Source organism: uncultured Sphingomonas sp. (assembly GCF_902806265.1).
In the GTDB taxonomy this organism is placed as follows: Bacteria; Pseudomonadota; Alphaproteobacteria; order Sphingomonadales; family Sphingomonadaceae; genus Sphingomicrobium.
Genome location: NZ_CADCVZ010000023.1, coordinates 1 through 12,207, shown reverse-complemented (window position 1 = coordinate 12,207; position 12,207 = coordinate 1). Strand labels below are relative to the sequence as shown.

Genomic DNA, 12,207 nt, shown 5'->3' with positions numbered 1-12,207 from the left:
CACAAATAGAAGTTGGGTGCGTAACGATGGACGCACGACTTCTTTCCATTGCCCGGTCCGGGAACGACATCCGCGTCGGCTGCTCGGGTTGGGTTTACAAGCACTGGCGCGGCCTCTTCTATCCGGACGGGCTGCCGCAGAAGCGATGGTTCGCGCACTACGCCGCCCACTTCGACACCGTGGAGATCAATGCCAGCTTTTATCGCCTGCCGCTGCCTAGCACCTTTGAGGGCTGGCGCGAAAAGGCGCCGCCTGGCTTCCGCTATGCGGTCAAGGTCAACCGCTTCATCACCCACAACAAGAAGCTGCTGGATTGCGCGAGACCGGTCGACGAGTTCATTGCGCTCGCCCGGCCGCTTGGGCGACACCTTGGGCCCCTGCTCTACCAGCTTCCGCCCAGCCTGCACCGCAACGACGAGCGGCTCGCTCGCTTCATCGAGCGCCTGCCCTCCGACCTCGAGCATGTCGTCGAGTTCCGCCACGCGAGCTGGTACGCCGACGAGGTGCTCGCCCTGCTGGACCGGCACGGCATCGGCTTCGTCACCCACGACCTCACCGGCTTCCCCAGCCCGCGCTGGGCGAGCGGCCGCACCGCCTACGTCCGCTTTCACGGCACCGGCGGCAAATATTGGGGCCGCTATTCGGAAGAGCAAATGGCCGAGTGGGCGCGCTGGCTGCACGACCAGGCCAGCGCCGGGCGCAGCGCCTACGCCTACTTCAACAACGACATCCACGGCCACGCGCTGGAGGACGCCCGCACCCTGAAGCGCGCCGTGGCAACCCTGACCGACCCCGCTCGTTAGCCCGCCCATGCTCAAAGCCATCTTGTTCGACATCGACGGCACGCTCGTCGACAGCAACGACCTGCACATCGCCGCTTGGGACGAGGTGTTCCGTTCGGCCGGCCACCAATTCCATCGTCGGGCCCTCCACGACCAGGTCGGCAAGGGCGGCGACAACTACGTTCCCTCGCTGCTGCCCGACATCTCCGACCAGGAAGCGGAGCGGCTCGCCGACGAGCACGGCCGCATCTACAAGCAACGCTATATCGCGCAGGCACGGCCCTTCCCCGATGCCCGCGACCTGCTGCTGCGCTGCCGGGAAGCCGGGTACAAAATCGTCCTTGCCTCTTCAGCCTCAGGCGAGGAACTGGACCATTATCTCAAGCTCCTCGACGCGGCCCAGCTGGTCGACGCGCACACCAGCGCGGACGACGTCGGTCCCTCCAAACCGTGCCCCGACATCTTTGTGTCCGCACTGCAGAAGGCCGGTGCCGAGCCGGACGAAGCGCTGGTGGTGGGCGACACGCCCTACGACATCGAAGCCGCGAATGGAGCCGGCACCAAGACGATCGCCGTGCGCTCCGGCAAGTTCCCGGACGAAGCGTTAGCGGGCGCCATCGCCATCTTCGACGACGTCGCCCAGTTGCTCGCCCGCTTCAACGCCAGCCCGCTTAGCCGAGTCGAAGAGGCAGTTTAATTCTCTTGCGTGGCCGAATTAGGGTTGGGCGCCGGCTGCTCTTCGCCGAGCTGTTCGCCGCCATGATAATCGATGCGGGTCTGCCCGCCATGGCCGCCGAACTTGTCCGGACCGTCGGGGTTGTCGCCCTTGCCCGTGTGCGGGTTCTGGTAAGCGCCGCCGCCGGACTCGCCCGTGTTGGGCGAGCCGCCGGCCGTGTCGTCGTCCCGCCGCGAGGCCAGCTCGCCCTTGTCGTCAGGCATCGCTGGACGCGTGCCGCCGCCGTCCGCCTGCATCGGCACCTTGCCATCCGCCATTGTCTCTCTCCTGCTTGATTCTACAGGGCAAACCCCCGTGCTGGCGGCGGCGTTCCCCCTAGCGCTTCATCACTTCGGCAAAGCGGGCGACGGGCACGGCGGGATCGTCGGCGCCCCACATCGCCTGGCAGACCGCCAGGAAATCGGCGCCCGCCTCCACCAGCGGGCGGGCGTTGTCCGGCGTGATCCCGCCGATCGCAACGCTGGGGATGGTGAACAGGGTCGACCACCAGCCGAGGATGGACGAGTCCGGACGGTAGTCGCTCGGCTTGGTCGTCGTCGGGTGGAAGGCGCCGAACGCCACATAGTCAGCGCCTGCTTCCCCCGCCGCCATCGCCAGATGTCGGCTGTCGTGACAGGTCACCCCGATCTGCGCGGCGGACCCGAGCAGCGCCCGGGCGTCCTCCACCCGGCCGTCCTTCTGCCCCAGATGCACGCCGTCCGCGCCGATCCGCTTGGCCAGGCTCATGTCGTCGTTGACGATGAACGCGACATCCGCGTCGGCGCAGATCCGCTGCAGCGGCTCGGCCAGCCGCGCCAGGGCATGCTGGTCCACGTCCTTGACCCGCAGCTGGAACGCCGCGACCGGTCCGCCTCCCAGCGCCGTCCGAAGCCGGTCGGGAAAGCCGCCGCCGACCTCCCGCGGGGAGATCAGGTAAAGCTGGCAGTCGCCCCGCGCTTCAGGCTCGAAGCGGTCGGCAAAGCCTTCCACGCCCAGGTTCTCTTCGTCGTTCATCCCGCGCCCTTACGAAAACGCAGACCGACAAAGAAGTCCGGCTTGCGGCCGCTGCCCTGCCGCCGCTCCTCGAGCGCCAGCCCTGACGCGGCAGCCGCAGCGACGACGTCGGCCTCGCTCCACAGCTGGAAACCGTGACGGTGGCCGGCCCAGCGGCGGAGTGCTTCGGGCGGTTCGAACACCAGCACCAGCCGTCCTCCCGCCCGCAGCACCCGGCCGAACTCCGCCAGCACCGGCTCGAGCCGCAACCAAAAATGGAGCACCGACACCGACACGACCGCATCGAAGCTGCGGTCCGCGAATGGCAGCGCTGCGGCTTCTGCCCGAACCAGCTCCGCGCCGGCGATCTGTCGCGGCACGGCGGCCGAAACGTCCACCCCCACCAGCCTCGCCGGACGCAGCCGCGCCAAACGCCTGAGCAACCCGCCACCGCCGTAGCCGACCTCCAGCGATCGTTCGCCCGGCTGGGGCGCCAGCAGCTTTAACGCCAGCGCGTTGAGCCGCCGGCCGATGCGGTTGAGCCAGGGCGCGATCACCAGCCGCCCGATCAGCCCGGAAGGCTCCGCGAACTGACGGGCAAGGTATCGCGCGAAGAGGCTCAGGCCGCGACCTTCTCCGTCGACGCGCAATGAATTTCGTCGATCGCCTGCCCGAGCGAGCGGTCGAACTCGCTGTCGTCCATCTGCTGGCGCAGGTCGGACAGAAGCGCGCGGCTGAAGCTGGCGATCATGCCCGGGTTCTTGGCGAGCTCGGCGCACGCTTCCGAGCGGCCGAACCCGCCCGACAGCGCCACCACCCGCAGCACGCGCGGATGGTCGACCAGCTGCTGGAACAGTCCCGGCTCGGCCGGGATCGACAGCTTCAGCATGACCTCGCTGCCCTCGGGCAGGCGGTCGAGGTGACGCAGGATCTCGTCGCGCAGGATGCGATCGGCGGCCGCGCGCTCGGGGCTCTTGATGTTCACCTCGGGCTCGATGATCGGCACCAGCCCGTGCCGCAGCACCTGGGTCGCGACCTCGAACTGCTGGCCGACCACGGCCGCGATCCCCGCCTCGTTGGCGAGGTTGATGACCGAGCGCTCCTTGGTCCCGAACACGCCCAGCCCCTTGGCGCGGGTCAGCAAGGCGTCGAGCTCCGGCATCGGCCTCATCAGCTGCACGCCATCGCGCTCGTCTTCCAGCCCCTTGTCGATCTTGATGAACGGCACGACGCCGCGCTCGATCAGCGCCTGCGGGGTCGGCTTGCCCTCGACTTCGCCGTCCATGGTCCGCTCGAACAGAATCGCGCCGATCACCTTGTCGCCGCTGAAGCTCGGGCTGGTGATGATGCGGCTCCGCATCTGGTGGATGAGGCCGAACATTTCCTCGTCGTTGCTCCACGCGCCCTCTTCAACGCCATAGCCGGCGAGCGCCTTGGGCGTGGACCCGCCCGACTGGTCGAGCGCCGTGATGAAGCCTTGTCCGCCCGCGATCTTCTCGCGCATCTGCTGTTCGTTCATCTGTGTCAGTCCCCTAGTTCTGCATCAGCGCGGCAACGCCAGGAAGCGTCCGCCCTTCCATCCATTCCAGAAACGCCCCGCCGGCGGTCGAGACGAAGCTGAAGTCGTCGGCGACGCCCGCGTGGTTGAGCGCGGCGACCGTATCGCCGCCGCCCGCGACCGACACCAGGCTGCCGTCCTGCGTCAGCGCCGCCGCCGTCTTCGCCAGCGCTATCGTTGCCGCGTCGAACGGCGGCGTCTCGAACGCGCCCAGCGGTCCGTTCCAGACTAGCGTTCGGCAGGTCTTGAGCGCATCGCCCAGTGCCTCCACCGCCGCCGGGCCAACGTCCAGGATCATCTCGTCTGCCGCGACCTCGTGGACGTTGCAAGTCCGCAGGCTCGGCGGGTTGGCGGCGAATTCCTTGGCCACGACCACGTCGTAGGGCAGGTGCACCGTGCAGCCCGCCTGATCCGCCCGGCCGAGGATCGCCTCGGCCTCGCCGGTCAGGTCATGCTCGCACAGCGACTTGCCGACGTTCACCCCGCGCGCCGCGAGGAAGGTGTTGGCCATGCCGCCGCCGATGATTAGGTGATCGACTTTGCCGACCAGATTCCCGAGCACCGCCAGCTTGGACGAGACCTTGGCCCCGCCCACCACTGCAGCCACCGGCCGCTCGGGGTTCCCGAGCGCCTTTGCGAGCGCCGTAAGCTCGGCTTCCATCGCCCGTCCGGCGAAGCTCGGCAACAGGTGCGCCACGCCCTCCGTCGAGGAATGCGCCCGGTGCGCGGCGGAGAAGGCGTCGTTCACGTAATAGTCGCCCAGCGCCGCCATGGCCTGGCTCAGCTCGGGGTCGTTCCGCTCCTCGCCATCGTGGAAGCGGGTGTTCTCCAGCACGCCGATCGCTCCGGGCGTCATGGTCGCAATCGCCCGTTCGGCCTGCGGCCCGGCGCAATCCTCGATGAAGCGCACGGAGCGCCCGGTCAGGTCGGTCAGCGGTTTCACCAGCAGCGCGGTCGACATGTCTGGACGGTTCTGCCCCTTGGGCCGCCCGAAGTGGCTCAGCAGCAGCACGATCGCCCGCCGGTCCGCCAGCTCCAGCACCGTCGGCAGCGCGGCCCGCAGCCGCGTGGCGTCTGAAACCGCCCCCTCCTGCATCGGCACGTTCAGGTCCACGCGGATGAGAACACGTTTGCCAGTGAGGTCGACGGGAAGGTCGTCGAGGGTCTTGAACTCAGGCATGCAACACCGTCATCCCGGCGCAGGCCGAGGCCCCAGTGATTGAACTCGCACTTTCGCCGCACGAGATCCCGGCCTTCGCCAGGATGACCCGAAGGCTCATCAACCCAACTTCGCCATCACGCAGGCGGTATCGACCATGCGGTTGGAGAAGCCCCATTCATTGTCGTACCAGCTGACCACCCGGACCAGCTTGCCTTCCAGCACCGCGGTCTCGAGGCTGTCCACCGTCGAGCTCGCCGGATTGTGGTTGAGGTCGATGGAAACCAGCGGCTCCTCCGAATAGGCCAGGATGCCCTTCAAGGGCCCGCTCTCCGCCGCCGCCCGCAGCGCGCCGTTGACCTCGTCCAGCGAAGTGTCGCGCTTGGGGGTGAAGGTCAGGTCGACCAGGCTGACGTTGGGCGTCGGCACGCGCACCGCCGAGCCGTCGAGCTTGCCCTTGAGCTCGGGCAGCACCTCGCCCACCGCCCGGGCCGCGCCGGTGGTGGTGGGAATGATCGACATGCCGGCGGCTCGCGCCCGGCGCAGGTCGGTGTGAATCTGGTCCAGGATCTTCTGGTCGTTGGTGTAGGCGTGGATGGTGGTCATCAGCCCGCGCTCGATCCCGATGGTATCGTTCATCACCTTGGCGACCGGCGCCAGGCAGTTGGTGGTGCAGCTCGCGTTGGAAACGATGGTGTGCTCGGCCGTCAGCTTGTCGTGGTTGACGCCGTAGACCACCGTCAGGTCCACGCCCTTGGCCGGAGCCGAGATCAGCACCCGCCTGGCGCCTGCGTCGATGTGCTTCTGCCCGCCTTCCTTGCTGGTGAAGAAGCCGGTGCATTCCAGCGCCAGCTCGACACCCCCCGCGCGGTGCGGCAGCTTGGCGGGATCGCGCTCGGCGGTGACTGCGATGCGGGTGCCGTTGATGACCAGGTCGTTGCCTTCGGCGCTCACCTCACCCGGGAACATGCCGTGCACGCTGTCGCGCTTGAATAGCCAGGCGTTGCTCTTGGCGTCCGCCAGGTCGTTGATCGCGACCAGCTCCAGCCCGCAGTCGGGCCGCTCCAGGATCGCGCGCGCGACCAGCCGGCCGATGCGGCCGAACCCGTTGATGGCAACTTTGGTCATCTCATCTCCCTTTGTTCGAGATGGCGGAGCACGCGATCCGCGATCGCTTCCGCCGTGAGCCCGAAATGGGCGTAAAGGTCAGGGGCCGGCGCCGACGCACCGAACCCGTCCAGCCCGATGCGCAACCCGTGCAAGCCCGTGTAGCGCTCCCAACCGAGCGTGGTTCCCGCCTCGATCGACACGCGCAGGATCTTGGCGTTGGACACGTCGGGCAGGATGCTCTCGCGGTACTCTTCGGGTTGCGCATCGAAGACGGTTGTCGACGGCATCGACACCACGTCCGCGCCGATTCCCTCCGCTTCCAGCCGCTCGGCCGCGGCTAGCGCGATCTCCACCTCGGAGCCGGTCGCCAACAGGATCACCTTCCGCTCGGCACCCGCCCCCTTCAGCCGATAGGCGCCGTGGGCACACAGATTGCCCTCCGCCGCCTCCGTCCGCACCGCCGGCAGGTTCTGCCGCGACAGCGCGAGAAGCGACGGCCCATCGTCCTGCAGCGCCAACGCCCAGCACTCGGCCGTCTCCACCGCGTCTGCCGGCCGGTACACGTGGAGCCCCGGCATGCAGCGCAGCGATTGCAGATGTTCGATCGGCTGGTGGGTCGGCCCGTCCTCGCCCAGCCCGATCGAGTCATGCGTCATCACGTACACGACCCGCGCCCGCTGCAAGGCGGACAGCCGGATTGCCGGTCGGCAATAATCGGAGAAGACCAGGAACGTGCCGCCGTACGGCACCACGCCGCCGTGCAGCGCCATGCCGTTCATCGCCGCCGCCATGCCGAACTCGCGAATGCCGTAATAGATGTAGCGCCCGCTGTAGTCCTCGGCAGTCAGCGGCTGCAGCGCCTTGGTCTTGGTGTTGTTCGATCCCGTGAGGTCCGCCGATCCGCCGATCGTCGACGACACGGCGGTGTTGATCACCTCCAGTGCCATCTCAGACGCCTTGCGGGTGGCGACCTTTGGCGGGCTCTCGATCAGGGCGTCGAGGTAGGGCTTGAGCCAGCGGTCGTCGACCTTGCCGTTCATCCGTGCAAGGAACTCGTCGCGCTTGCCACTCTTCCCCAGCCGCGCTTCCCACGCCTGCCGCTCGGCCGCGCCGCGCCCGCCTGCAGTCCGCCAGGCGCTCAGCACATCGTCGGGAACCGTGAACTCCTGCGGTGCCAGCCCCAGCTCCTTGCGCGCGGCCTCCACTTCGTCCTTGCCCAGCGCCGCGCCGTGGGTCGCCGCCGTTCCCTGCTTGTTGGGCGCGCCGTAGCCGATAATCGTCTTGACCCGAATGAGGCTCGGGCGCGGGTCGGCCTTCGCCTTGTCGATCGCCACCGCGACCTTGCCCGCATCCATGCCGTCGCACTCGACCGTGTGCCAGCCCATGGCGGCATGCCGGGCCATCACGTCTTCGTTGCGGCTGAGGTCGGTGGACCCGTCGATGGTGATCTGGTTGTCGTCCCACAGCACGATCAGCCGGCCGAGCTTCAGGTTGCCGGCCAGGCCCGCCGCCTCGTGGTTGACGCCTTCCATCAGGCAGCCGTCACCCGCGATCACATACGTGCGGTGGTCGACCATCTCGTCGCCGTAGACCGCGTTGAGGTGCCGCTCGGCGAGCGCCATGCCCACCGCCATCGCCAGCCCCTGCCCGAGCGGCCCGGTGGTGCACTCCACGCCCGGCAGCTCGAAGTTCTCCGGGTGCCCGGCACAAGGCGATCCGAGCTGCCGGAAGCGCCTAATATCGTCCATCGTCGGCCGCTCGTAGCCGGTAAGGTACAGTAGGGCGTAGATCAGCATGGACCCGTGGCCCGCCGACAGTACGAAGCGGTCACGATCGGGCCATCGGGGATCCGCCGGATCGAACTTCAGCGCCCGCGTGAACAGCGCGGTGGCGGCATCGGCCATCCCCATCGGCATGCCGGGATGGCCGCTGTTGGCGGTCTCCACCGCATCCATGGCCAGCGCGCGAACGGCGTTGGCAAGGCGGCGTTGGGTCGGCTGCATCGGGGCTCCGCGTGAACGATCGACCGCGCAAGGATTCGCTTCGGACCGATGGGTTGGACCCTTTGGGCGGTGAGCGGTTGGGCGTCAACCTTGCCGCCCCCGGCCGGAGAGCTTAGCTCCGTCCCATGACGGAACAAGCATTGGAGGCGGCGCTGACCCGCGCCGAACGGGCGCTCGCGCGCTGCGAGCGGGCGGCCGACATGGCGACCCGCCGCGACGGACGCGAGCAGGTGCTGCGGGACAAGGTGCGCGAAGCGATCGCGGAACTCGACCATCTCATCCAGAAGGCGGAGGCCTAAGCATGGCGGAGGTCGAGATCGGCGTTGCCGGCCGCAACTACCGTGTCGCCTGCCGCGACGGCGAGGAGGACCATCTCCGCGCCGCAGCGTTGATCGTGGATGCCAAAAGCCGCGAGGCGCTGGCCGGCATGGGCGCGCTCAGCGAGGCGCGGCAGCTGCTGTTCGCGTCCCTGCTCATCGCCGACCAGCTGCTCGAGAGACCCGGCGACCAGACGGCGCCGTCAACGATGCCGCCGGACCCGCAGACCGCCCGCCGGGTGGATGCGCTGGCCGAACGGCTCGAGCGGCTCGCATCCGGGCTTGAGAGTGCGGCCGCGGCGTCCTAGATTGGTGCCTGACGGGTACTGCCAGGCACGCGCTCTTCGACATCCCTGAGGCTATTCCCGATCCAAGGGAGCCGTCTCTGCCCGGATTCTGGTCCGGATCACATGGTTCCCACCTGATGCTTATGGCGTCAGAGGATTTCTGAGCAACGACCTTATGGCGGTCCCGTCACCCTCTCCCACCCGCAAGGACGAACTCCGCGCCGAGCTGCGCGCGCGGCGCCGCGACTACGCGGCCAGCCTCGCGCCCGACACGCGCAAGGCGCTTGAGCAGTCCCTGGCGGAGTCGCTCGAGCCGCTGTTGTTCGCGGCGTCCACCGTTGCCGCCTACTTCCCGATGAAGGACGAGGTGAGCGCCCTGCCCGCGCTGGAGCGGGCGGCCGGCATGGGTAAGACGGCCGCCCTGCCCTTCTTCGCCGACCGCGACAGCCGGATGACCTTTCGGGCCGGCGAGGCCGTCGATCCCGGTCCCTGGGGCATCCTGCAGCCGCCGCCGCACGCGCCGGTGGTCTCCCCCGACCTGCTCCTGATCCCGCTGCTCGCCCTCGACCGCTCGGGCAATCGCATCGGCATGGGCAAGGGCCACTACGACCGCACGCTCCCCGGCCTCCGCCAAGCGGGCGCCAGGCTGGTGGGCGTGGGCTGGCCGTTTCAGCTGCTCGACGAGCCGCTTCAGCCCGATCCATGGGATGTTCCGCTCGACGGGTTCGCCTCGCCGGACGGGGTGGTGGAGTTCAACCGGTGAGGGAAGAGGAACCGCGCCCCCGGCCGACCGCCGCCATCTTCATGATCCTGGGCATCATCATCGTCTGGTCCGTGCTGGTCGCCAGCCTGTCCGGGATTGTGACGGCTTGGCCATGGCCGGTTCAGGCGCTCTTCTATACCATTGCGGGTATCGTCTGGATCTTCCCGCTTAAACCCATTCTGCGTTGGAGCGAGACGGGGCGGTGGCGGGACGATCCGCCCCAGACTTGATTTTCCCAGGTGAGTTGGTTAACTAATACACACTTCATGACCAGCCTTGCACTAACCTTCAAGCCTTTTCCGGTCGAACAGGCGCTTGCCTGGCTGCGCGCCCATCGACGCGAGGTCGGCGGCAGCGCGTTGATGGCTGCGGCCGTGCTGGGCGGCTTTGGCGTGATTGCCGGTCCGGCCGAGTCGATCCCGCGGGTGCCGACGGCCGAGGAGCGGGTGCTCGCCGCGACGCCCCCGCCCAAGGTCGAGCCGCTGGTCGTCCAGGCGATCGCGCCTACCCGCGCCATGCAGATCAACGCCGCGGTCCCGATCGACACAGGCCCGAACCCGGCCGCACGGCCGTTCAAGGCGCCTCCAGTCAAAAGCGTCGCCTACGCCCGTGCGCTCGAGTGCCTGACGCAGGCCATTTACTATGAGGCCGCGCGCGAGCCGACCGACGGTCAGCGGGCGGTCGCGCAGGTGGTGCTCAACCGCGTCCGCCACCCGGTCTACCCGGCCAGCGTCTGCGGCGTGGTCTACCAGGGGTCGGAGCGCGACACCGGCTGCCAGTTCACCTTCACCTGCGATGGCTCGCTGGCCCAGGCGCCCATGCGCTCCTACTATCTGCGCGCGCGAGAGGTCGCTCACCAGGCGTTGCAGGGCTATGTCCACGCGCCGGTCGGCAACGCCACCCATTACCACACCGACTATGTCGTCCCCTATTGGGCATCGACGTTGAGGAAGTCGGCGGTGATCGGCACCCATATCTTCTATCACTGGCTCGGCGGCTGGGGCATGCCGGCCGCGTTCGGGCAGCGCTACACCCAGCGCGAAGGTAATCCCAGCGCGCTGCGCTTGGCGAGCCTCGCAGCCGAAGCGCGCGACCGCGCGACGCCCGACGTCGAGCCGGAAGAGATCATCGTTACCGCCAAGCAACAGCTGCCGGAGGATCTGGCCAAGCTGGTCGACGCCGAACTGGGGCCCAATGGCGAGGCTCGCGTGACCATGCGCCTGCCCGGCCAAGACCCGGTGGGCCCGGACGGCAAGGCATTGCCTCCTCCCGCCGCCGCCCGAACGGCGAACACGCCGGACTTGAAATGGGGCCTGACCGGCGTCGATCCTAAGGCCACCGAGCAGAAGCCCCTGGGTCAGCCGGCCTTGTCGGTTGCGCCCAAACCAGTCGCGCCCGAGCCGGCAGCACCTGTCGCTCCGGCTCCCGCTGGCGCTCCCTGATCCACGCGCAGCGGCTGCAGGAGCAGTCGCTCGGCCAAGCGCCGCACGCTGCTCACCCGGTCTTCGGCCAGCACGGGGTCGGCTGATACTCGCATCGCCGCGCCAATGTGCCGCGCCGCCATGTCCTCGGCCCGAAAGCGCGCGTTCGGCGTTCGTCCCCCCAGCATCCCGCTGGCCGCGTCGAAAGCAATGCAATGGTCCAGCAGCGCCAGGCTGGCGTAAGCCTTGAGGTCATCCTCGCAGCTCCTGCTGAAACTCACCGCCGCGCCCTCCAGCCGTCCTCCATGGAGGCGCTGCGCGGCTGCCACGGCCGCCGCGATCGCGTCCTCGTCCGGCAGGCGGCGCAGGTCGGGCGCGTCAGCCAGCGGTTCGGCCGCACCGGCTCGGACGGGCGGCGCCGCTACTGGCTGGTCCCGTCGCTCCACCGGCAGGACCGGCATCGGCGCGAAGTACAGCCCGGCAGCCGCCACCGCCCCCATCAGCAATCCCGCCAGCCGACCGCGCCGCCGCTTTTGCGGTGCCCGCTCGATTGGCGGAGTCGGCACCGCTGCCATCGCCCGTTCGTCCCGAACAGCGGTCTTGAGCGCGGCATAGGCGGTATTCAGATCGGCCGCGGCGGCAGGGTCGCCGCCGGGCAGGTCGGGGTGCTGCTGCTTCATTAATCGGCGGTACGCCTCGTCCACCGCGGCCCGGTCGGCGCCGGGCTTCAGGCCAAGGATGGTATAAGGCGAACGTCGCGCACGCACGTTCGGGCTCTACTCGCCCGGCACCCATCGTGCAAAATCGTGGGAGATGGCGGGAGTGACGGGGCTCGAACCCGCGATCTCCGGCGCGACAGGGCAGGACTAGACCTGTTTCACCTAACTACACGCGCTTACGTCTCCCCAAGAAATCCCTGTTCCCTGCGGATCATGGCTTTAGCGGCCCTCTCTCAATTCGATCCGGAACTAACGGCCAGCGGAGCTAGCACTTAGCCGCTGAACTCGCGTGCCGCATCCCGCTACTGGCTGCGAGCGTTCTGAAGGTAGGACGTCGCGACAAGCGCGCCGTCCAAATCGGCGAAGATCTGCACCTCCAT

At 68.4% G+C, this 12,207-nt stretch carries 15 protein-coding genes; 7 read left to right on the top strand and 8 right to left on the bottom strand.

What is annotated here, in order from left to right:
- Window positions 1-26: 26 nt before the first annotated feature.
- On the top strand, window positions 27-803 hold the full coding sequence (locus QZX62_RS05720) for a DUF72 domain-containing protein (RefSeq protein WP_294172852.1): 777 nt from the start codon (window positions 27-29) through the stop codon (window positions 801-803).
- A 7-nt stretch (window positions 804-810) separates the two neighbouring features.
- Window positions 811-1,479: an HAD family hydrolase gene (locus QZX62_RS05715; RefSeq protein WP_294172850.1), complete on the top strand. Its 669-nt coding sequence runs from the start codon at window positions 811-813 to the stop codon at window positions 1,477-1,479.
- Here QZX62_RS05715 and QZX62_RS05710 read toward each other — a convergent pair.
- The 7 genes from QZX62_RS05710 to tkt all read right to left on the bottom strand — a co-directional run bounded on the left by QZX62_RS05710 (window position 1,476) and on the right by tkt (window position 8,320).
- Window positions 1,476-1,775 carry a hypothetical protein gene (locus QZX62_RS05710; RefSeq protein ID WP_294172849.1) on the bottom strand — a complete coding sequence of 100 codons (300 nt, stop codon included), beginning with the start codon at window positions 1,773-1,775 and terminating at the stop codon, window positions 1,476-1,478. The two genes, QZX62_RS05715 and QZX62_RS05710, sit on opposite strands and share 4 nt — an antisense overlap.
- A 58-nt stretch (window positions 1,776-1,833) precedes the next feature.
- Window positions 1,834-2,511 (bottom strand): thiamine phosphate synthase, encoded by a 678-nt coding sequence (gene thiE, locus QZX62_RS05705; protein WP_294172848.1) that lies wholly within the window; start codon window positions 2,509-2,511, stop codon window positions 1,834-1,836.
- A complete protein-coding gene (locus QZX62_RS05700; RefSeq protein ID WP_294172847.1) occupies window positions 2,508-3,140 on the bottom strand; it encodes a class I SAM-dependent methyltransferase in 633 nt (210 codons plus the stop codon). The genes thiE and QZX62_RS05700 overlap by 4 nt, the downstream gene beginning before the upstream one ends.
- On the bottom strand, window positions 3,110-4,009 hold the full coding sequence (locus QZX62_RS05695) for a fructose bisphosphate aldolase (protein WP_294172845.1): 900 nt from the start codon (window positions 4,007-4,009) through the stop codon (window positions 3,110-3,112). The genes QZX62_RS05700 and QZX62_RS05695 overlap by 31 nt, the downstream gene beginning before the upstream one ends.
- A gap of 13 nt (window positions 4,010-4,022) precedes the next feature.
- Window positions 4,023-5,228, bottom strand: a complete 1,206-nt coding sequence (locus QZX62_RS05690; protein ID WP_294172844.1) for a phosphoglycerate kinase — start codon at window positions 5,226-5,228, stop codon at window positions 4,023-4,025.
- Window positions 5,229-5,327: 99 nt separating this feature from the next.
- Window positions 5,328-6,335, bottom strand: coding sequence for a type I glyceraldehyde-3-phosphate dehydrogenase (gap, locus tag QZX62_RS05685; protein WP_294172843.1), 1,008 nt, complete (start codon window positions 6,333-6,335; stop codon window positions 5,328-5,330).
- On the bottom strand, window positions 6,332-8,320 hold the full coding sequence (gene tkt / locus QZX62_RS05680) for a transketolase (RefSeq protein ID WP_294172842.1): 1,989 nt from the start codon (window positions 8,318-8,320) through the stop codon (window positions 6,332-6,334). Before tkt ends, gap begins: the two co-directional genes overlap by 4 nt.
- 125 nt (window positions 8,321-8,445) lie before the next feature.
- On the opposite strand from tkt, the gene QZX62_RS05675 reads away from it, so the two are divergent.
- From QZX62_RS05675 to QZX62_RS05655, 5 genes are all read left to right on the top strand, one after another.
- Window positions 8,446-8,619 carry a hypothetical protein gene (locus QZX62_RS05675; protein ID WP_294172841.1) on the top strand — a complete coding sequence of 58 codons (174 nt, stop codon included), beginning with the start codon at window positions 8,446-8,448 and terminating at the stop codon, window positions 8,617-8,619.
- Between the two features lie 2 nt (window positions 8,620-8,621).
- The gene (locus QZX62_RS05670; protein WP_294172840.1) at window positions 8,622-8,945 is read left to right on the top strand and encodes a cell division protein ZapA; all 324 of its coding nucleotides are present in this window, start codon (window positions 8,622-8,624) and stop codon (window positions 8,943-8,945) included.
- A gap of 154 nt (window positions 8,946-9,099) precedes the next feature.
- Entirely contained in the window at window positions 9,100-9,687 is a 588-nt protein-coding gene (locus QZX62_RS05665; RefSeq protein WP_294172838.1) for a 5-formyltetrahydrofolate cyclo-ligase, read from the top strand.
- On the top strand, window positions 9,684-9,917 hold the full coding sequence (locus tag QZX62_RS05660; RefSeq protein WP_294172837.1) for a DUF2842 domain-containing protein: 234 nt from the start codon (window positions 9,684-9,686) through the stop codon (window positions 9,915-9,917). Before QZX62_RS05665 ends, QZX62_RS05660 begins: the two co-directional genes overlap by 4 nt.
- Before the next feature lie 36 nt (window positions 9,918-9,953).
- Complete coding sequence (locus QZX62_RS05655; protein ID WP_294172835.1) at window positions 9,954-11,129, top strand: cell wall hydrolase; 1,176 nt, start codon at window positions 9,954-9,956, stop codon at window positions 11,127-11,129.
- Here the strand turns inward: QZX62_RS05655 and QZX62_RS05650 are convergent.
- A complete protein-coding gene (locus QZX62_RS05650) occupies window positions 11,045-11,875 on the bottom strand; it encodes a J domain-containing protein (RefSeq protein WP_294172834.1) in 831 nt (276 codons plus the stop codon). The two genes, QZX62_RS05655 and QZX62_RS05650, sit on opposite strands and share 85 nt — an antisense overlap.
- Between the last annotated feature and the right edge of the window lie 332 nt (window positions 11,876-12,207).